At 38.5% G+C, this 21539-nt stretch carries 22 protein-coding genes; 6 read left to right on the forward strand and 16 right to left on the reverse strand.

All coding sequences use genetic code 11. The annotated features are described in order from the left end of the window. Window positions 1-2: 2 nt before the first annotated feature. The 8 genes from IGL24_RS10505 to ulaG form a co-directional block, all read right to left on the reverse strand. Complete coding sequence (locus IGL24_RS10505) at window positions 3-671, reverse strand: ABC transporter ATP-binding protein (RefSeq protein WP_206853466.1); 669 nt, start codon at window positions 669-671, stop codon at window positions 3-5. Between the two features lie 15 nt (window positions 672-686). Then, on the reverse strand, window positions 687-1757 hold the full coding sequence (locus IGL24_RS10510; protein ID WP_207116023.1) for an ABC transporter permease: 1071 nt from the start codon (window positions 1755-1757) through the stop codon (window positions 687-689). Window positions 1758-1894: 137 nt separating this feature from the next. After that, window positions 1895-2746, reverse strand: a complete 852-nt coding sequence (locus IGL24_RS10515; protein WP_207699506.1) for an L-ribulose-5-phosphate 3-epimerase — start codon at window positions 2744-2746, stop codon at window positions 1895-1897. A 1-nt stretch (window position 2747) separates the two neighbouring features. Beyond that, complete coding sequence (locus IGL24_RS10520) at window positions 2748-3389, reverse strand: 3-keto-L-gulonate-6-phosphate decarboxylase UlaD (protein ID WP_207699507.1); 642 nt, start codon at window positions 3387-3389, stop codon at window positions 2748-2750. Next, complete coding sequence (locus IGL24_RS10525; protein WP_206853458.1) at window positions 3390-3701, reverse strand: PTS sugar transporter subunit IIB; 312 nt, start codon at window positions 3699-3701, stop codon at window positions 3390-3392. Window positions 3702-3716: 15 nt separating this feature from the next. Next, a complete protein-coding gene (locus tag IGL24_RS10530) occupies window positions 3717-5207 on the reverse strand; it encodes a PTS ascorbate transporter subunit IIC (RefSeq protein WP_207699508.1) in 1491 nt (496 codons plus the stop codon). 178 nt (window positions 5208-5385) lie between these two features. Further along, a complete protein-coding gene (locus IGL24_RS10535; protein WP_207699509.1) occupies window positions 5386-5841 on the reverse strand; it encodes a PTS sugar transporter subunit IIA in 456 nt (151 codons plus the stop codon). A gap of 174 nt (window positions 5842-6015) precedes the next feature. Beyond that, on the reverse strand, window positions 6016-7077 hold the full coding sequence (gene ulaG / locus IGL24_RS10540) for an L-ascorbate 6-phosphate lactonase (protein ID WP_207699510.1): 1062 nt from the start codon (window positions 7075-7077) through the stop codon (window positions 6016-6018). Between the two features lie 174 nt (window positions 7078-7251). Between ulaG and IGL24_RS10545 the strand changes: the two genes are divergently transcribed. Continuing rightward, on the forward strand, window positions 7252-8022 hold the full coding sequence (locus IGL24_RS10545) for a DeoR/GlpR family DNA-binding transcription regulator (RefSeq protein ID WP_207699511.1): 771 nt from the start codon (window positions 7252-7254) through the stop codon (window positions 8020-8022). 232 nt (window positions 8023-8254) lie between these two features. Further along, window positions 8255-9358 carry an alpha-hydroxy-acid oxidizing protein gene (locus IGL24_RS10550; protein ID WP_207699512.1) on the forward strand — a complete coding sequence of 368 codons (1104 nt, stop codon included), beginning with the start codon at window positions 8255-8257 and terminating at the stop codon, window positions 9356-9358. Window positions 9359-9455: 97 nt separating this feature from the next. On the opposite strand, the gene IGL24_RS10555 is transcribed toward IGL24_RS10550, so the two are convergent. Together IGL24_RS10555 and IGL24_RS10560 are read right to left on the reverse strand one after the other, a co-directional pair. Next, the gene (locus tag IGL24_RS10555) at window positions 9456-10238 is read right to left on the reverse strand and encodes a PhzF family phenazine biosynthesis protein (RefSeq protein WP_429968446.1); all 783 of its coding nucleotides are present in this window, start codon (window positions 10236-10238) and stop codon (window positions 9456-9458) included. Window positions 10239-10245: 7 nt separating this feature from the next. Then, window positions 10246-11205, reverse strand: a complete 960-nt coding sequence (locus tag IGL24_RS10560; RefSeq protein WP_207699514.1) for an ornithine cyclodeaminase family protein — start codon at window positions 11203-11205, stop codon at window positions 10246-10248. A 93-nt stretch (window positions 11206-11298) separates the two neighbouring features. On the opposite strand from IGL24_RS10560, the gene IGL24_RS10565 reads away from it, so the two are divergent. From IGL24_RS10565 to IGL24_RS10575, 3 genes are all read left to right on the forward strand, one after another. Then, entirely contained in the window at window positions 11299-12693 is a 1395-nt protein-coding gene (locus IGL24_RS10565; RefSeq protein WP_207115688.1) for a PLP-dependent aminotransferase family protein, read from the forward strand. Window positions 12694-12912: 219 nt separating this feature from the next. Further along, a complete protein-coding gene (locus IGL24_RS10570) occupies window positions 12913-14553 on the forward strand; it encodes a malolactic enzyme (protein WP_207699515.1) in 1641 nt (546 codons plus the stop codon). A 262-nt stretch (window positions 14554-14815) separates the two neighbouring features. Next, a complete protein-coding gene (locus tag IGL24_RS10575) occupies window positions 14816-16138 on the forward strand; it encodes a 2-hydroxycarboxylate transporter family protein (RefSeq protein WP_207699516.1) in 1323 nt (440 codons plus the stop codon). 59 nt (window positions 16139-16197) lie between these two features. Here IGL24_RS10575 and IGL24_RS10580 read toward each other — a convergent pair whose 3' ends face one another. After that, window positions 16198-16632 (reverse strand): GNAT family N-acetyltransferase, encoded by a 435-nt coding sequence (locus IGL24_RS10580; RefSeq protein ID WP_207699517.1) that lies wholly within the window; start codon window positions 16630-16632, stop codon window positions 16198-16200. Between the two features lie 766 nt (window positions 16633-17398). Between IGL24_RS10580 and IGL24_RS10585 the strand changes: the two genes are divergently transcribed. Then, a complete protein-coding gene (locus tag IGL24_RS10585; protein ID WP_207115953.1) occupies window positions 17399-18694 on the forward strand; it encodes an ISL3 family transposase in 1296 nt (431 codons plus the stop codon). Between the two features lie 174 nt (window positions 18695-18868). Here IGL24_RS10585 and IGL24_RS10590 read toward each other — a convergent pair whose 3' ends face one another. The 5 genes from IGL24_RS10590 to IGL24_RS10610 form a co-directional block, all read right to left on the reverse strand. Beyond that, the gene (locus IGL24_RS10590; RefSeq protein WP_010734809.1) at window positions 18869-19174 is read right to left on the reverse strand and encodes a DUF1292 domain-containing protein; all 306 of its coding nucleotides are present in this window, start codon (window positions 19172-19174) and stop codon (window positions 18869-18871) included. Between the two features lie 22 nt (window positions 19175-19196). Next, a complete protein-coding gene (gene ruvX / locus IGL24_RS10595) occupies window positions 19197-19628 on the reverse strand; it encodes a Holliday junction resolvase RuvX (RefSeq protein ID WP_206853431.1) in 432 nt (143 codons plus the stop codon). Further along, window positions 19625-19891 carry an IreB family regulatory phosphoprotein gene (locus IGL24_RS10600; RefSeq protein ID WP_002290885.1) on the reverse strand — a complete coding sequence of 89 codons (267 nt, stop codon included), beginning with the start codon at window positions 19889-19891 and terminating at the stop codon, window positions 19625-19627. Before IGL24_RS10600 ends, ruvX begins: the two co-directional genes overlap by 4 nt. 259 nt (window positions 19892-20150) lie before the next feature. Next, window positions 20151-20870, reverse strand: a complete 720-nt coding sequence (locus tag IGL24_RS10605; protein ID WP_207699526.1) for a DNA/RNA non-specific endonuclease — start codon at window positions 20868-20870, stop codon at window positions 20151-20153. A 307-nt stretch (window positions 20871-21177) separates the two neighbouring features. After that, window positions 21178-21537, reverse strand: coding sequence for a hypothetical protein (locus IGL24_RS10610; RefSeq protein ID WP_206853424.1), 360 nt, complete (start codon window positions 21535-21537; stop codon window positions 21178-21180). Window positions 21538-21539 lie beyond the last annotated feature (2 nt).

Consider the following 21539-nt stretch of genomic DNA (forward strand, 5'->3'; position numbering starts at 1 on the left):
ACTTATTTTTTTTCTTGAAAGACACCATCTTCTATCATAAATACTTTATCACATCTGTCAATAAGTCGGGTATCATGAGTAACCATAATGATTGCTTTATTTTTTTCCTTCGATTCTTTCGCTAAGATCTCCACAACTTCTACTGCTTTTTCCGAATCTAAACTAGCCGTTGGTTCGTCCGCTAAAATGATGGAAGGATCATTATAAAGTGCTCGGGCAATTGCAACTCTTTGTCGTTCGCCACCTGAAAGATCTTCTGGATATTTATTGAGTAGTTTATCGACACCAAGTTGTTCGAACAATTGCTTCGCTTCGTCTTGTCGATTTTCGTGTTTGATTTTATCGACTAACATCAGTTGCTTCTTGACGGTCAAAAACGGGACCAGATTGGACGCTTGAAGAATAAAACCGATTTCCTTGAAGCGTAATTTTACCCTTTTTTTCTCCGGTTGTTCACTGAAATCTTCTCCATTGATTTTCACGATTCCCTTATTGGGTGTCTGTAAACCTCCCGCAATCGTCAAGAAGGTACTCTTTCCGGAACCAGATGGTCCAATGATCGCGACAAATTCTCCTTTATCGACACTCATATTTGTTTTTTTCAGCGCTTGGATGGTTTGATCACCATCTTTAAAGCTTTTTTCAACGTCTATAAATTCAATTGCTTTCATTTTCCATTCCCCTTTCTATCCGATTGCTTTTAATGGATCGATTTTTACGATCGTTCTCACTGAGAAGAGTGCCCCTAAAATGGCGACAATCAACATCATCACACTAATGACACCGAAAAACAGCCAGTTACTTTGGAAAGGAACGGCATCGGGTAAAACAAGCGAGGTAACGAACGTTCCAAATAATCCAAGTGCCACACCGAAAAACGAAAGTAAGAATGTTTGTGCAACCACTGAACGGGCAATAAATCCGCCTGTGACTCCTTGTGCTTTAAGTACACCGAAAATATTGATTTTTTGCATTGTCAAAACATAGATGAATATGCCGATCACGATTGCAGCAATCACGATCAAAAAGCCGATCATGAAACCAAAAGTCAATACTTGCGCATTGTATCCTGGTAATTCATTGATAAATTTGGATATACTGATCTTTTCCAAATCACTTGGCAAGTTTTCGACATCTCCTCGGACAACTACTGCATTGATACGTGCATTCTCAGTCGCATCTTCTTTTTCAAATCGAATCTCTTGATATGCATTGATCGTTGTATAAACAACTGGCGAGACATTGAATTTTGCATTTTCAGTGAAACCAGTCAACTTGAACGTCTTATCGCTTCCTGATAATTTGATCGTATCACCGATATCTAACCCATATTCTTCTTTTAAACTGATATCACCAACCGCTTCATCATTTGAATTGAACTCTTCTCCTTCCACGATATTGGGCATAATAAATTGATTTTGATCGATCCCGAAAAAACTAACATTGACTTTATCTGCATCAGGACGATCTGGACTTGTAACTACGCCAGGTGTTTGAGCTAGATAAGCAACTTGATCACCTTTCACTTCTTCTGCTGTCTTTTTCGTGATCATTGACATCCCTAAGTTTGTGTTGGCATCCTTCGATAAGACAATAGTATCAGCTTCCCATTTATCCACAGCAGTACGATTGTCTTGTGCTAAACCATAGGCTAATCCCGTCAAAAAAAAGACAAGATAAGCTATTAGAAACATCACACCTGTCACTAAGGCATAACGTAATTTTGAATGAATAATTTCATTTAGTGCTAAAAACATAAAAATACCTCCTAAAAATTTATCAAGTGATAAACATATCTTATCGCTTGATAAATTTTTAGAGGAGTAATCTGCTCAAAAACAATATTATCGTTCGTTTGGCTCTACAAAATAAAAATCTGTGTGTTTTTTTACAATTAAAAGCCAGCTTCTTTTAATTTCGGCAATAGATAGTTCTTCGCCTCTAAAATTTGCTGTTCATAATCGTGATCCGCACCGCTCCACATTTCGATCAGGAAAGTTCCCTCGTAGTTCAAGCGTTTCAACGTTTGAAGCACACCAGTAAAATCAACACAGCCTTGCCCGAAAACTACTTCTCGAAACTTTCCTTGACTATTAGTAGTTACTGATTGCGTATCTTTTAAATGGATCGAAGTGATATACTCGATTCCTTGTTCAAGTTCAACAGAAACATCATTTTCAGGCCATGCAGATAAATTGCCTAAATCAGGATATACTTGTAAATAAGGGGATGGGATTTGTTTTTTTAAGTACATAAATTTACGTATCGAATTCATGAATGGGTCATCCATGATCTCGACGGACAAAATGATCCCATACTGTGCTGCCTCTTTGATACTAGCACGCATCCCTCTAATAAAAGACTCCCTTGTTTCGATTGATTTTTCCTCATAGTAAACATCGTATCCGGCTACTTGTATGATCCTGATACCTAACCGATACGCAAGTTTTATCGCTTTTTTCATCATGGCCAATGCTTGTGCTTGTTTGTCTCTATCCGCTGAACCAAAAGGAAAACGCCGGTGGCCACTCAAACAAAGGGAGTGGATAGAGATACCCGAAGCGTCGATCGCTTGTTTTAAACGAGTGATTTGTTCATCCGACCAATCTAAACGTGCCAATCGTTCATCGCTTTCATCGATTGACATTTCCAGAAAATCAAACCCTAAGTTTTTGACTGCATCTAGCCGCTCTTGCCATGTCCAGTTACTAGGCAACGCCTTTTCGTATATCCCGATCCTCACCATCTCATTCTCCCCATAAACGTTTGATTTCTGCTTGGAATGCCTGAGCTTGATTAACAGGATCTGCACTTGCCGTCAATCCCCTACCCACAATAAAGTGAAAGATCGGCATCCCTTGGAACAACGCTAAAGTTGAAATCGAAAGCCCTCCAGTCACAGACACGTCAAAGCCTAAATCGATCAATTGTTGAACTAGCTTTAAATCTTTTTCTCCCCAAACTTCACCCGCTAACAAAGCATCTCGACTTTGATGATAGACTACTTGAGAAATCCCAATCTCTCGCCATTGTCTGGCTTGCTCTAGCGTCCACTCCCCGTATAATTCAACTTGAAGTTCTTTGACTTTCTTTTGCGCAGCTCGCATGGTGGGCAATGAGGCACAACAGATCACTGTCATGAAATCAGCTCCAGCTTTTGCTACATTCTCAGCTACCGTTTCTCCAGCATCGGCACATTTCGTATCTGCAACGATTGTTTTTTCTGGAAACATCTCTCTGATACATTCGATCGGCTTCTTGCCTTCTTGAAGACAAAGGATCGTCCCTACTTCGATCACATCAACGATTTCTCCGATCCTTTTGACATCTGCTAAAGCAGAGGCTAAGTTGTTATGATCTAAAGCGATTTGTAATTTTGGTCGTTTCATTTATTTCTCCTTTGATTGCCATTCATTGTATAATTCTGTTTCCTTGAATTTCTCGCAGATTTCCGTTGGTGACATGACATTTTTGATCCCAACAACTGTCACGCCTCGCTCAATTGCTTGTATAAACATCGGCATAAAATTAAGTGGTGTAAATACGACATCATACTGACTCGCAGAGCTTTTCCCTTCAGAAATCGGACAATGATGAATTTTGGTAATTGTAATATTTAGTTCTCTCATTGCTTTTTCTACACTACGCATCATCATTAAACTTGTACCCGAGCCATTCGCACATGAAACTAAAATTCTCAATCAAATCTCCTCCAATCAATTGTTTTCTCCAAAATTCTCTTTATATTTTTGATAATCCTCGACGATCAAAAAATACCCTTCTGGATTTTTTCGATATTGCAGTTGAGGAATAAGCAACAGACCAATAACGACTAGTACGACTCCTACATACCCTAAAAATTTCATCAATACAGTAAATGCTGGCCAAGCACTCGCCCAGTCAAACATCCCAATATAGCCACCATAGCGAGATAACCCGATCCATGTTGCAAACAGAGCAGAACCACCGACTTGGATCAATCCTGATAAGAATGGGAACAAGCATGCCGCTTTAAAGCCCCCACGATTGTTAGAAAACACAGCTATTACCGCATTGTCAAAAAATAATGGAATGAACCCAGCGATCACGATCGTTGGTGATCGGAATAAGATCAATAAAATGATCATTAAGAATTGACCTAATGCCCCAAATAAAAATCCTATCGTTACAGCATTTGGTGACCCAAAGCCAAAAGTCGCAGCAACATCGATCCCTGGCACTGCACCTGGTAAAATAGTATTCGAAATCCCTTGGAAAGATTGTGTCAATTCATCCACGAAAGTCCGTACCCCAAGTTGCAAAATCGCTAAATATACAGCAAAATTCAAAGAAGTTGTCAGGATATAGAAAAGGAAACTTTGTCCTTGCACCATAAACTCTGATTCGATCAGGTACTCTTGTCCTAGTACCAACAATATGATGCCAAAGAAAAACAACATCAATAAAGAAGTCGCTACCATATTCTCATTGAAGATCGATAAGAAACCAGGAAGTTCCATATCTTCCAGTTTTTTATCGGCTTTTCTATTCCCCGATTTTTTACGACTATTTTTTTGCCACCATTTTGCTAGCGTAGAAAAGATATACACCCCAAACATCTGTTGATGAGCAATTGCAAAACCAGCCCCATCGGTTAGTTCTTGCGTCACACCAACAGTCAAATTAGAAGCAACTGCCCAGTAACAACCTAAAATAATACCCATAAATACTAATACTTCTACTCTCCCTAACTCAGGAAAACAGAAAAGTAAAATCCAAAACGCTGTCGCTGCTTGCTGGATTTGGACATTACCGGTCGTAAATACAGCTCGAAGTTTTGTATATTTTTGGAAACGAACTAGCAGGATATTCAAAACAAATGCAATCAATAATAAAATCATTACATCACTGAATGTTCGCCCGAACGTTTCCATCAATCCCGCATCTACAGCATTTTGACCAAAGTATGGATCGGTCACCATCGATTCAAGGTTGAATCGATCCTTTAATCCAACCAAGATCGGGCGAAAATTATTCACTAAACCTCCTGATCCAACAGCTAAGATCAGATAACCTACAGTAGCTTTCAAAAAACCAGCTAAACATTCATATATTGGTCGACCAAGGAGTATATACCCTAATAAAACGATCGAACCGATCAAGTAAGCTGGCTGCGTCAATATGTTTGTCGCAAAATACGTCCATATCTCCATAAAGATATCTCCCATATTTTCCCGTTACCGAAAACCCTCCTAAATCCTCCAAAAACGTTGACTTATTTTTTTAGCGAGTAGGTTTTCAGTTGGACGGACTCCCTCCCTTACATCCTATTTTAGTTTATAAATTTTTATGTTAGACTAAAGCTTTCCCATCAGTCATATGCAACAAGCAATGGGCTACTTCTACCTATGCTTGGTCATATTCTTCCATGACTACTTGGTAATCTTCCAGCGACTCCGTTGCAAGTAGTGCTTGAATCAATCCTTCTTGCATCAGCAATTCCGATAATGATTGGATGTTACTCAGATGCTGCTCTGGTTCTTTTGCTGCTAAAGTGAAAAATAGACTGGCAGACTTTGAGTCATCTTCAAAAGAAACTGGCACTTTCATTTTGGTAAATGCAATCGCTGTATCGAATACATTCGAGTTCCCTTGCATGGCATGAGGCATCGCTACATGAGGAGCAATCAGGATATATGTACCATATTCTTCGACACAACGAATCATTTCTTCAATATAGGTAGGAGCAACGATGCCTTTTTCTAATAAGAGACGACCACTCTCCTCAATTGCTACTCGCCAATCATCGATCTCCGTTTCTACATAATTGACTAATCCATTTTCATAGAAATATCTCAACATCTCCACAAACTGTATCAAGCAGTTTTTAAACTATGCGACAATAATATGTTCACATTACGTGAAGCCTTTGTCTTGCAATCACTGACTTTGATACGTTTTTCCTCCTCTCATTTTTTTTCATCGAGAAAAAATCTCGATTTTGCTGATTTTTTAAAAAATATAGTGCTCGATTTACTATAAAAATGATGGAAATGGCGTATCATTTTCTTGGGTGAAGACATCATGGAAACCACGATCAAAATTGAATGCTAGATCTTGTTTGTTATCTGGATACGTATACTTCCCCCCCACTTGCCAAATATAAGGAGAAAACTGATAAGCTAATCGATCTTTTTTCATTCGCCATAATTGAGTGATCTCGCTAGGATCAGCCATAAAATTTGACCAAATATCATAATGGACTGGGATCACTACTTGAGCTCTTAGCGATTCTGCCATCCTCAATAAATCACTGGCAGTCATCTTATCTGTGATACCTCGCGGATTTTCTCCATATGCACCTAAACAAACATCGATTTGATGTTCATTCCCATGTTTTGCAAAGAGATTGGAATAATGAGAGTCTCCAGCATGATAGATTGAACCGCCAGAAGTTTTGAACAGATAATTGACAGCGATCGTATCCATATCTTGAGGAAACTGCTCTTTTAGTCGGACATCAGGATCATCATGTGTGATCAAAGCTGTCCGATCAAACGCTTCTAGCGCAACGATCTCTACTTCATTGATCCTGACTACATCACCAGGTTTGACTACATCTGTCTTTTCTTTCGGTATCCCCCAAGAAAGCCATGTTTCTACCACTGCTTTTGGTCCGATAAATTTTGCTTTTGGGCAATTTTGATGAACAGCTGCGGCAGTGTGGATATCTAAATGATCAGAATGGATATGTGTCACGACTAAAGCATCCACGTCTTTGATTTCAAAAGGATCGATCACGAAAGGTTGTGTACGTAAATTCGGTTGCATCTTTTCCGTGCCGCTCATCCGCATCATCTGGTGCCCTTTTTTCATTTGTCCATTCCCATGTGTTCGTTTTCCTGTCCCACACCATAAGTCACAAAGGATATTCGTGCCTTCATGTGTCTTCAACCAAATACCTGTACACCCTAACCACCATATAGATACGCTATTTTCTTTTACTTGTTCCATTTCGATTTCTTCGTTCAGGTAAGTTCCCCATTCTGGGAAAGTCGACAGTAGCCAACTTTCTTTTGTTACTTCTGTCACATCCATGCGCCATTTCCCCCTTTTATGTTCGGTATACATAAATAATAGAGCGCTATCATAACGATTGGAATAGCTTTATATGACTGTTATTACTTTATGTGATTGTTTCAAATTTTTTTATGCTCGTTTAGCTATAATCAGTCATATAGAAAAAAACACAATAGAAAAGGAAGGAATGCTATGAAAAATTCTCGGTTGATGATTGAAAAAAGACGGAATGAAATTCTTGATCTACTACAAGGACGTGAACAGATGACGACGATTGAACTAGCTGAAAAACTCCAGGTATCACTGAGCACGATCCGTCGTGATCTAACATTATTAGAAGAGAAAAATGAAATCATACGTGAACACGGTCACTGTCTTTTCAACTATGACAATCAAATGAATTTTGATCTTTCAGGCCCAACAAGGATCAAACATCAGATTGCTCGTTATGCCAGTCAGTATATTGGGGATTATGCCACCGTCTTTATCAACTCAAGCTCCACTGCCTTAGCTACCTTGGATTATCTGGAATCAAACCACGTCACGATTGTTACGAATAATTTGAAAGTTGTTTCCTCTGTTAGACCAGGCAATTATAGTTATATCCTCACTGGTGGTGAACTACGCGTACCTAAAGAAGTGTTGGTGGGTGATATTGCCGCTCGGACATTAGCCGATATGAATGCTGATGTCTGCATCATTGGGTGTAGCGGAATAGACTTGAATAATGGGGTTACAACAAAAATATTGAATGAATCTAAAATCAACGAATGGATGATCAAAAAAAGTATCAAGTGTCGCATCCTCGTTGCAGATCATCGCAAGATTGGACAGACCGCACAATTTAAGATTGCTGATATCTCAGCATTTGATTATTTGATCACTGATCAATACTGTTCGCCCAAACTTGCAAAAAAAATCGAACAATTAGGTGTCTCTGTTATTCGAGTCAGTTTGTCATAAAAGAAAATTTTCACAAAATAGTCAACAGATAAAAAACAGAATCCATTTAAATCAATTTTTTATTTTAAGTATTTTAAACGCCCATAGACTCATCTAAAGCAATAGTTATTCAATAAATAAGAATAAAATAAAACAGATTATTTGCCTGTTTTAAAAACAAGGTGTAGCATAAAAATGTAAACGCTGACAAAACATTTTTTATTGATCGATATTCGGAAAGAAGGATTGTTTTATGGAAAAAATTTATCAAGCTGGCTCACAAGAAGGTCAGATTAATTTTATTAACACAGAAGATTTAGAAATGGCTGCGGCACAAGTGATTCCTACTGGTGGATACGGCTATATCAGTAGCGGTGCTGGTGATTTATATACGTATCAAGAAAATGTGCAATCATTCAATCATCAATTGATTATTCCTCATGTTTTAAAAGATGTAGAAATACCAGATACAACTACCTACTTTGACCAAGAAACACTAACTGCACCAATCATCATGGCTCCTATTGCCGCTCATGGCTTAGCTCATACACAAGCAGAAAAGGCTTCAGCTAAAGGAGTGGCAGATTTTCATACGATTTATACAGCGAGTTCTTACGCTTCCTGTACGTTGGAAGACATTCGTGAAGCTGGTGGCCCAGATGCACCGCAATGGTTTCAGTTTTACATGAGTAAAGATGATGCCATCAATCTCGATATTTTAGAGATGGCAAAACGCAATGGCGCAAAAGCTATCGTCTTGACCGCTGATGCTACAGTTGGCGGAAATCGGGAAACTGATTTGCGGAATGGCTTCACCTTCCCTTTACCAATGCCGATCGTTCAAGCCTATCAATCAGGCGTTGGCCAAACGATGGATGCTGTATATAAATCTTCCAAACAAAAGTTAAGTCCAAAAGATATTGAGTTTATCACTACCCATTCTGACTTACCAGTTTATGTGAAAGGTGTCCAATCAGAAGACGACGTTTTTCGTTCTTTAGATGCCGGTGCAAATGGCATCTGGGTATCCAATCATGGTGGACGTCAATTAGATGGTGGTCCAGCCTCTTTTGATTCCTTAAAATATGTAGCAGAAGCAGTTGATAAACGTGTGCCGATCGTTTTCGATAGCGGTATTCGACGTGGACAGCATGTCTTTAAAGCAATCGCTTCTGGTGCTGATCTAGTTGCTATCGGCCGTCCTGCTATCTACGGTTTAGCCCTTGGAGGAAGTACAGGCATCCACCAAGTATTCGACTTCTTCAAGAAAGAACTCGAAATGGTCATGCAACTTGCGGGAACTCAAACAGTAGAGGACATCAAAAATGTGACATTACGTGAAAATCGTTTCCACTAAACCGAAGAATCAAAAAAACAACTCCAATGTCTTTTGACGTTGGAGTTGTTTCTATAATAATGAGATTTTTTACTTAGCTAGCCATTTCTAGAATTCTCTAGATATACGCTTCCCCTCTTGCAAATAAGGTCGCTTCTCCACTGATCATCACTCGGTCACCCAACCACTGACACGTCAAATACCCTCCTCGTGGAGAAAGCTGTTGCGCAATGAATTGATCTTTTCCAAGTTTTTTTGCCCAATAAGGAATCAAGTTGGCATGTGCTGAACCACATACTGGGTCTTCATTGATCGTTAGTTTTGGGAAAAATGTTCTAGAAACAAAATCTTCATTCTTACCCTCGGCGGTAACAATTACTCCAACTCCTGCTTGCAATTGGGTCATTGCAGTATAATCAGGTGACAGATTTGCCACGGTTTCTTCATCTTCTAAAACAAAAAATAAGTCTCTAGCAAGATACGCCTCTAGTATTTTTACACCGATTGCTTGCTCATATTCTGGTAATATAGCGATTGGTTGAGGTAGAATACTTGGAAAATCCATCGCATATCTTTCCTCTTTCTTCGTCACAAATAACTCACCACTTTGCGTGGAAAATGAAATCGTGTCTTCCGTGATGCCATAGAAATTGAATAAGACAAACGCGGTTGCTAAAGTCGCATGGCCACATAGATCAATTTCACGATCCGGAGTAAACCAGCGCAATTCATAACTCTTCCCTTTTTTTACAGTAAAAGCGGTCTCAGATAGATTATTTTCAATTGCGATTTTTTGCATGGTCTCATCTGATAACCACTTATCCAAGACATATACCGCCGCAGGATTTCCTTTGAAAACCTCATTTGTGAAGGCATCAACTACATAATAAGATAAATTCATTTCAAAACTACTCCTTTATTTTTTCATAAATGTATTCGGCACAGCATAAATCTTCTACTGCTAAGCCCACAGCATCAAATATCGTAATACTTTGTTCGTCTGTACGACCATTTTTCTGATGAGTAACTAATTCACCTAACGATCCGAGAATCGCTGTTTCAGTCAATACACCTTCTGCTAAGGGAATCAAGTAATCGCCACTTTCCCTTTTTATTGCTTGATAATCATCTACATATAATTGGCCAAACGCCATCAAATCACTGGCTAACTCACGTGTATCGGGAGTGAATGTCCCGATCGCATTGATATGGGTACCTGGTTGAATATTCTTTCTTGACAAAATTGGCGTTTTACTTGAGGTCAATGTACAGATAATATCTGTTTCTTTCGTGGCTTCCTCTAGTTTTGAACACTCAATAAAAGTTAGTTCAGGGTAATCTTCTTGGTACTGTAAAATAAATTGTTTTCGTCGCGTTTCATCTAAATCATAGACAAACACACGCTGAATTGCTCGAACACAAGTAATAGCCGCTAGATGTGAAGCCGCTTGTTGCCCAGCTCCGATCAATGTCAGCGCATTTGCTGATTTCTTTGCTAAAAATTTCGTAGCTAAAGCTGAAACTGCCGCTGTTCGTATCCAAGTTACGGCGTTTGCATTGACCATCGCAACGGGTTGTCCGTTTTTTGAATCGAAAAGTAAAACTTCTCCTAAGTGAGAAGGCAAATTTTGTTTGTGGTTATTTGGAAAAGCTGTGATGATTTTGGAACCAAAGTAACGATTCTTTCCTAAATAAGCAGGCATCATAGCAAATACATTATGATTCTCTCCATCAGGTAATTGTTGGACCATTCGTTTTTCTTGAGAAATCGTTCCTGCTTGAAAATCTTTAAAACACTGTTCCATCACTTTGATTGCTTCTATAAAACTCAACTGAGTGATTACTTCATTACTATTGATTATTTTCATGTTCCATCTCCTTTTTCTTTATCCTAATCCTCGAAAACAATACATTCAATGATATAATTGTATGGAATACAATTTTTGAAAGAAGGAACGAGCATGTCAATCAATTCTTATGAGAACTATCCACTGACTTGGCGTCCAGATAAAACAAAATTACATCGCCCAATCTATCAATCACTCATCACGCAATTAGAGACTGATATCTTATCAAATAAATTACAGAAGAATACAAGGTTACCTTCCCAAAGAGAGCTCGCTGACTTTTTAGACATCAATTTTACAACGGTGGGACAAGCCTACAAGTTAGGATTAGAAAAAGGATTACTCTATACGAACATCGGAAGTGGCACATTCGTATCGCCAAATGCGTTCACATCGATCACGATTTCTTCCGACCAAGTGCCCGATCATATCATTGATTTTGGTTTAGTTAGTTCTTTTGAACAATGCAACGAAATGATTACTCCATTTATCCAAGCAGCCTCACAAAACCACGGGATCAGCGGGCTGCTTAGCTATCGTGAGCCTTTAGGTACGAATTATCAATTGACGATTGCCAAAAATTGGTTGGAAACACAAAGCGTCTACACCTCAAATGAACAGATCGCCATTGTCTCAGGCGTTCAAAATGGCTTGGCAGTCACTCTCGCTGCTTTGTTCTCTCCTGGAGATCGTTTGGCAGTTGATCGCTATACTTACTCGAATTTCATTGAGCTTGCTCAACTTTATCATATGGAAATCGTGCCAATCGATTTTGATGATAATGGCATGCTGCCCGAATTACTTGAACAAGAATGCCGCAAAAAGAAGATCCATGGTATTTTTCTGATGCCTTCATGTAATAATCCTATTGGTTTTCAATTGTCAGAAGAACGCAGGCTACAATTAAAAGAAGTGATCTTGAAAGAACAATTGATCGTGATCGAAGACGATATCCATTCTTTTATGACCACTTACAATCAAAAGACATTACTTCCTTCATTCCAGCAATTACTCCCCGAACAAACCATTTATCTTGCAGGAATGACAAAGTATATATGTGCAGGATTGCGTGTCGCTTTTCTAGTATTTCCTGAAAAATACAAAGAAAAGATCCAACAAGCGATTTTCAATATCAATGTCAAAACCTCTAGCTTAGAGGCTGAGATCATCACGCAAATCTTATGTTCAGAAACCGCACAGAAAATACTTGAAAAAAAAGCCAATTACACAAAGCAAGCAAACGAAACATTCGATACATTTTTCAACTTGCCTCGTCCGACCAATCCACTTCCTTTTTATCGGCCTATCGCTGTTCGTGATGACCTATCTCCACGAGCGATCGAACAAGCTTTCTTAAATAAAGGGGTTCGTGTTTATCATTCGCATCGCTTTACGACACATCCACAAGATGATCCTTTCATTCGAATTGCTTTATCCTCTAATCCTTTGGAAGTTTTAACAAAAGGGCTTGAGATCGTCAAAAAAGAAATCATTCACTTCCAACGGTGACTGATTCCATAAAGTCAACACAATTCCACTGACTCTTTTTATTTACTCCCGATCAGAACCACATCAAAGGAGGTCGAGACAAAAGTAAATTTTACTTTTGTCTCAGTTTCCTTTTTTTCTTTTGTCATATAAATAAAATTTATCATAACTACCTATTTTGACTATAGTCAGTAGTGAATCCTATACTTCGTATGTATTAAAACTTAGGAGGAATTACTTATGATTACAGGGTTAAACTTATTAAATAATCCATTTCTAAATAAAGGAACTGCTTTTACAAAAGAAGAACGTAAAAAATATGGGATTGCTGGCATGCTTCCAAGTACTGTCCAAACATTAGAACAACAATCGGTTCAAGCATATGGACAATATTTAAGTAAACAAACTGATTTAGAAAAACGTATTTTCTTAATGAACTTATTCAATACTAATCGTACATTGTTCTATAAATTGATGGGCCAACATTTAGTCGAATTCATGCCTGTAGTATATGATCCAGTTGTTGCAGATGCGATCGAACAATACAATGAAATTTTCTTAAAACCACAAGATGCTGCATTTCTTTCAATCGATGAACCAGAATTGATCAAAGAAAGCTTAAAAAATGCCGCAGACGGTCGTGATATCCGTTTGATCGTTGTTACTGATGCAGAAGGAATCCTTGGTATGGGTGACTGGGGCGTTAACGGTGTTGACATCGCCATCGGAAAATTGATGGTTTATACCGCAGCTGCTGGTATCAATCCAGCGCAAGTATTACCTGTATCGATCGATGCTGGTACCAATAACGAAGAGTTACTAAATAATCCATTATACTTAGGAAACAAACATGCTCGTGTCGAAGGAGATTCTTATTATGAATTCATCGACCAATTCGTTTCATCTGCTACAGAATTATTCCCTGAATTATTGCTACACTGGGAAGACTTTGGTCGTGGCAATGCCGCAACGATCTTAGAAAAATATGAAAATAAAATCACAACATTCAATGATGATATCCAAGGAACAGGTATTGTCGTACTAGCCGGAGTATTAGGTGGATTGAATATTTCTGGTGAATCTTTGAAAGATCAAACGATTCTAACATTTGGTGCCGGAACTGCTGGTGTCGGTATTGCTAATATCTTATTAGACGAAATGATCCGCCAAGGTGTACCCGAAACAGAAGCACGTAAGCACTTCTACCAAGTGGACAAACAAGGGCTATTATTCGAAGATACTGAAGGCTTGACTCCTGGACAAATTCCTTTTGCACGTCAACGTTCTGAATTTGCCAACAGTGAAGAATTAACAAATCTAGAAGCAGTGGTCAAAGCGATTCATCCAACAATTATGATCGGTACATCTACTCAACCTGGAGCATTCACTGAAGAAATCGTCAAAGAAATGGCAAGTCATACACCACGACCAATCATCATGCCTTTGTCTAATCCAACAAAACTTGCAGAAGCAAAAGCAAAAGATTTGATTGAATGGACAGACGGAAAAGCATTAGTCGGAACAGGTATCCCTGCGGATGATGTAGAATACAATGGAGTGACTTACCAAATTGGACAAGCAAATAACGCATTGATGTATCCAGGATTAGGACTAGGCTTGATTGCTTCAACCGCAACTCGTGTCAACGCTGAAATCATCTCACAAGCAAGTCGTGCATTAGGTGGGATCGTTGATGTCACAAAACCAGGCGCAGCTATTTTGCCTCCTGTTGCAAGAATCACTGAATTTTCACAAACAATTGCTGAAACAGTCGCTCAATCAGTCGTTGATCAAAAATTGAACCGTGAAGAAATCACAGACATCAAAGTAACTGTCGAAGCAGCAAAATGGGTACCTGAATATCAAGATCTAGAAGCTTAACTCGCTTGATCTGCTAACTACTCTTTCATAACTATTTGCTACTCAAACATTTCTTATCAAAAAAGACTTGAAGTAGCAAATACGGCATACATCAAAGCCTTGGATCTGTACGAAACGAGAAAATAGGAAAAACAACGATTTCTCAACGAATAGATCCAAGGGGTGTTTTCTGCCGTAAACTATTGAAAATGATTAGCGTCTAGAAGCAAGCGATTTTATAAGTATTTGCAATTCTCGTTAATCAAAGAAAGGATCTGTAAGGATGTTACATCAACAAAAAGCGACTGCTACAGTCACTAAAACAAAAAAAGAAGGCTTTTGGGACACAAAGATCAGTGGCGTCAGCTTACCGCTCTATTTGATCATGGTTCTCGTCTTGATTGTTGCGATGGCATTAGGTAAATTGCCAACGAACATGATCGGTCCTATTGCCGTACTCGTCATTTTTGGGAATCTATTCCATTTTATCGGCACAAAGATCCCCATCGTTAAAAGTTATTTAGGTGGTGGCTCTGTATTTGCGATCTTTGCTTCCGCAGCAATTGCCACATTTGGTATTTTGCCTGATTATGTAGTGAAATCAACTGAAAACTTTGTCAACAACATGGGCTTTTTAGATTTTTATATCGCTGCATTGATTACCGGAAGTATTCTAGGCATGAATCGTAAATTATTGATGAAAGCTTCCGTCCGTTTTATTCCTGTTGCACTTATTTCCATGGTCGTATCATTTTTTGCTGTTGGTCTAGTCGGAATGTTGATTGGTAATGGCTTTGCAAACTCAGTATTGTACATCTCCTTACCCGCAATGGCTGGCGGTGTAGGTGCTGGTGCTGTTCCACTATCAACAATCTATGCAAACGTCTTAGGAACAGATGCTTCTGCTATTATCTCACGTTTGATCCCTGCCACAGCAATGACAAATGTGCTAGCCATCATCGGTGCCGCTTTAGTTGCTCGTGCCGGACAATCTATGCCAAAATTGAACGGGAACGGCAAACTAATGGAAAAAGGAGATCTAGGCGACGGAAAACCACGCGACGTGAAACCTTCTATCCCACAATTAGGTGTTGGTCTAATGGTTTCGATCACCTTCTTTATCCTTGGTCAAATCTGTAATTTCTTTGTACCAAAAGTTCATGCGTATGCTTTTATGATCATCATCGTAGTAATTTGTAAAATCACCAATATTCTTCCTGAGTATTATGAAGATGCAGCCATCATGTTCAACAACTTGATCGTTAAAAACTTAACGGCAGCTGTCTTAGCAGGAATCGGGATTGCCTTATTGAACTTAAATGTTTTAGCTTCTGCTCTTACATGGCAATTCGTCGTCCTTTGCTTAACAAGTGTCATCGTCATCTCACTCGTTTCTGCTTTTGTTGGTCGTCTATTCGGACTTTATCCAATCGAATCAACGATCACAGCAGGGTTATGTAACAATTCAATGGGAGGAACAGGAAATGTTGCTGTTTTATCCGCCGCAAATCGTATGGAATTGATTGCTTTTGCTCAAATGGGTAATCGTTTAGGCGGCGCAATCGTCTTGATTATTTCAGGATTTTTGATGCAACTATTCTCTTGATTCTCATGAATAAAAAACTTCTCGATCAGTAGTCGGGAAGTTTTTTTATATTGTACGATTCAACATTCTTTTAGAAAATGTTTTTGCCATTTTGTTGAATGATAGCCGATACACTCGTAAAAATGATGCGCTTCTTTTCGATGTTCGCCAGAATTTAGTCGAACGCCATGGTAGCCTCGCTCTTTTCCTTGCTTTTCTATCCTATCCATCAATTGCCTACCAATCCCTTGTTTTTGGACGTTTGAAGAAACCGCTAATGCTAAAATATTGAACATCGTTGGACTTAGCAACGTTTCGTACTTCTGCGCATGTACATATCCTAATACTTTCCTTGTACTATCTTCTTCATAAACTTCAATGACATACATTTCTGGTTGAGCTAAGATATTCTTCAATTGTTTCGTCGTTTCCACCAGAGCTATTTCATACCCTAATTCTTCCTTATTAAGCTGATTTATCGCTTCTGCATCTTCCAAACGAGCAGTTCTAATCATTTGATCCTTCCTTTCTTTGTTGTGTTTTATGTACTGAGCTAAGGATAGTATGTTTTTTTCTATGGAAATAGTATTTGATTCATTCTCAAGTAGGTTTTAAAAAAATTCATGATGCAATATGTTTATTCTCATTATTTAAAACTTACGTACCCGAAAATATAGTATTTTTACGAAAAAGGGAAGGAATTCAATTATTGAAACGCTCACTTAGACATGAAGAATGGTATCAAAAAAATTGGCAATTGAAATATATGTTCACGATTTTCTATCAACTGATTGACTTTTTGTAAAAAAATCTATAGTATAGTTTGTGAAGAAAGAGCAGGTAATGCTGCCGCTCTACACTTATGCGTGCATGAGAAAGAGTGCTAGGATACATGAGTAAGGCCAACTATCAAATATGATAGTTGGTTTTTTATTTTATCTCAAATGTTAATTGTAGTAAGAATAAAATTTTTCATAATATTATTGTCAGTTAATAATGGAGATTAGATATCAAATGTTCCTATAAAGTTACATCGACTTCTACAACAATTATATTTTTAAGGAAAGGTAAATCTTTCTGAGAAAGTGTCTACTTTTTTGTATTAATTCAAAAAAACACTAAAAAGTTTATGAAATACTCTTTCGGCTCTATAATAAAGTGGACTGATGAATCAATTCTGATTCGTCAGTCCACTTTTTCTTTTTGGGTATTAAAAAACATATCGTTCTCTAGTATGATTAAATCACCACAAAATAAACAACTGAGAGGACGATATGCTCTATGGAAAATTCTATCAAAAAAATGCTCCGATTAACAGATAAATATTTAACCATCCAAGATGTTTCTTACGAAACGTTCCATCAAACCAATACTTTAGTTATTGACGCAGTGTTAGCTCCTCCTACTTCTGCTTGTTTGACTTGTGGCTCTGCCGTGAGAGATTCGAAGGGGAAAACGGTCATTGTCAAAAATGGCAAGAAAATGACCTGCATTCGTTTCGATCAATTCAACCATTTACCGCTAATCATGCGGCTGAAGAAACAACGTTATCACTGTAGAAACTGCCATACCCATTGGACAGCCCAAAGCTATTTTGTTCGGCCAAATCATTCGATTGCCGAGCATGTAAAAATGAAAATCATTGCTTTACTCACCGAAAAGGTCTCCTTATCTTTTATCGCAAAGCATTGCCAGGTGTCTATTCCAACGGTGACGCGTATTTTGAAGTCGTTAAAAACCTATTTACCAAAACAAGCCAAGCGCCACCTGCCCAAAGTATTGATGGTCGATGAATTTCGTTCCCATGTATCCTCAGAAGATAAGATGAGTTTTATTTGTGCCGATGGGGAAACCGGGCAATTAGTTGATATCTTACCCACTCGAAAATTGTCTCGGTTGACCACTTATTTCCAGACATGTGTGAATCCATCTGACGTCGACTATTTAGTTACTGATATGAATGCGGCGTATTTTCAACTAACAAAAAAAGTATTTCCTCATGCCAAACTGGTCATTGATCGTTTTCATGTGGTCAAACACATGAATCAAGCGTTCCAAGATTTTCGTGTCCGTGAAATGAAACGCCTGATTGCTTCGGGCAATCGGACAATGCCAAGGAAATTAAAAAGCCATTGGCGCTTACTCACCAAAAATCGGAAGAATATCAACCACACAGAATATAAAACTTGGCGTAGCTTTCGTGCCCCAAAGTATCCTTACCTGACAGAAGCCATGGTGCTTGACCGTTTATTAAGTGCTTCAACTGCCTTGAAAGTCGCCTATCAAGCGTTCCATGAACTAGCGGATGCCTTTCGTGACAAAGACCACGAGTCATTTTTCACTCTCTTGCATCAGTTACCAGAAACATTAGATAAAGAATTTCGGCTAAAACTACAAAATCTTCTGAGCTATGAAGAAGGGATTCGTCATTCTTTGATTTATCCTTACTCTAATGGGAAAATTGAAGCAAAAAACACCCACATCAAAACACTCAAACGAGTGTCTTATGGCTTTAAATCATTTGAGAACATGCGCATCCGAATCTTTTTGACGAATCAAGTCATTCACGTCAAATAACGAAGAAAATCCGGAGAAGAAGTGTTCACTTCTTCTTCCGGATTTCACTTGATTGCACTCATCAGTCCTTATTGACAAAGAGCCACTCTTTCGAAGAGAATAAAAATTTACAATTACTAAAGTAAAAGAAAAAGCTGAACCCCTACCATCAAGGGTTCAGCTATCATTCCGGAACTATTCTTCTTCTTCAGCCATGAATGTATTGAAGACTTCTTCAATCATGTCCCATTCAGCGTCTGTTTCGATTTGTTCTAGTTCGCCTTCTGTGCCATCTTCGTTTTCCACATAGGCATAAGCTTGTAATTCTACGTCTTCATCTTCTGGTACACCAGCTGGATAAAGTAATACATAGTTACGGCCAAATTCTTCTTGTCCATCAACTGTCAACAAGATTTCGTATAATGTTTCATTTCCTTGATCATCGACTAATGTGATATGTTCATGTCCTTCATGATCATGTGTATGATTGTGTTCTGCCATTAGAACCCCTCTTTTCCATTTTTTAAAATAGTTGTTTCCCCGAACCATCTAAATAATTTTGTAAAATCATCACCGCAGCAAGCTTATCGATGACTTTTTTTCTTTTTGCTCTTGATGTATTCGCTTGTTCGACCAACATGCGTTCTGCTTGTACTGTCGTTAGTCGTTCATCTTGATACTCGACTGGTAGAGAAAACATTTCTTTGATTTTTTCTCCATAAGCCATTGAGCTTTCTGCTCTAGGACCGATTGAGTTATTCATGTTTTTCGGCAAACCGACAACAAAACGATCGACTTCGTACTGTTTGACTAATTCTGCCAATCGATCGAAGCCAAATTCTTCTTTTTCTTCGTCGATACGAATGATCTCTACGCCTTGTGCAGTCCAGCCAAAAGGATCACTAACAGCGACGCCTACTGTTTTTGAGCCGACATCCAAGCCCATCACTCTCATAGATTCACTCCATGATTTGAGAGATAGTCTTTAACGATCACTTCCATGATTTCATCGCGTTCATGACGACGGATCAAATTCCTTGCATCACGATAACGAGGAATGTAGGCCGGGTCTCCAGAAAGCAAGTAGCCCACAATCTGGTTGATTGGATTGTAGCCTTTTTCTTCCAAAGCCCGATAAACGATCGCTAATGTTTCGCTGACTTCTTTTTTACGACTATCATCAAAACCAAAACGTACGGTTTCATCTGTAAAACCCATGATTCTACACCTCTTTCCGCAGGGTAGTCAAATTACCCTCTACACCCTTTATTTTACTCGAAATGTGGCAAAACTACAAATAAATATTCTAACTTAGTCAGAAATATAAAAATAATAATGATTTCTTATTTTGATTGTATCGATTCCAACATTTGTGAGTAGACTTTCTTACAGTATACGTGATATTGACTTAAAAATAAGCCTTTTCTCTGTTTTTTCAAAAAATTCACAAAATATTCAAATAACGGACACGCATTGATTATGTTTTCTTGGCTTGACCCGTTTGATAGTTGATCGTATAGCCATCTTGGACATTATAAATAAAAACATTGAAAGAGATTTGGTTATCTTCAATACTTTGTGCCTCTAACTGAACACCTCGTGCCACTAGTTCATCATCTTCAAAATGTGGGGTTACTCGATAGCGAACATGATGATTTGTTTCTTTGATGTATGCGGCAATATCGTTCTCATGTGCAAGCATATAAGGGGTATTTAACGAACGTGTCCCCGTCATCAGATTTTTGATGTTATTATTTTGTCCAGTCAGCTGAAAACCTATCAAATGGCTTCGATTGTACAACCACTGTCCATCACTTAATTTTTTTTGCTTCCAACCTGTGGGATCGATATAAAGAGACTCACGCTTTTCTTTAGGAAACATCTTTTTTCCTAACATGGCATTTGCTTGGCCCACGCGATTCAAGCGGTCGATATCGGAATAGCTTTCCCACGTTCCTTTTTCTAAACTCAGTTCTTCTTCTGTAAAGGTTGGTTTATTGTGATTGATTTCGATTTCTTGATGTGTTCCATCATATTCTGGAACATTCGCTACTTGTGACACTTGAGGTTTTGAATCAAATAAACCTGTAATCTGTTGAATGAGATCAGAGTCTTTCTGGGTAGTGGAGATCCCTAATGCGCCCGCTAAAAGGGCAACAGCGACTCCTACGATTGCTTTCGTTGTTTTTTTGTTCATATATCTACTCCTTTATTCCGTTGAACTCCATAAATCTTAACATACGTTCCCCTTTTTATAAATAGAGAAGTACTTTAACTCCTTCAAAAGTTAGATACGCACTTTTTAACAAGTTACTGAAATAAACGTGTAAAGGACATTTGATATCGCTCGTACGTTAAGTCGCTGAAAATTGGAGAAACGCTGTTCTTAAAAAAATGACAATCAGAAATAAGCGTGCATCCTCAAAATTGGCAGAGCAATTTCAAGAATCCACGCTTATTTCTCGGAGTTGAGCACCCAAATGAATACTTTATTTTTCCTATGACTATCTGTTCATTGCCTGTTCAATCATCGCCACTGTTGCTTGTGGATCTTCTACACCTATGATTAGACGGCTGAATTCTTCATCTTTTAATGTGATCACGACTGCATCTTCTTTTCTCTTCAGATCATAGAATATTTTGTTTGAGTCTTGGACAAACGTCCCTGCAAAGTAGTGACCATATGCGTCAACACCTACTCTTTTTTCACCAAATTTTGGTGTATCTTCCCACACATCCGGATCGGCTGTGGCCCCCATCACATTGGTCAAAGGGGTAGCGATCTCACTTTTCATCGCCCAAAGTTTTCTTGCTCCTTCCATGCTGATGATCAATTGATCATTTTTGATTTCAACTTTAGCCATTT

The sequence above is a fragment of the Enterococcus sp. DIV2371 genome (genome assembly GCF_050498525.1).
Taxonomy (GTDB): Bacteria; Bacillota; Bacilli; order Lactobacillales; family Enterococcaceae; genus Enterococcus_B; species Enterococcus_B mangumiae.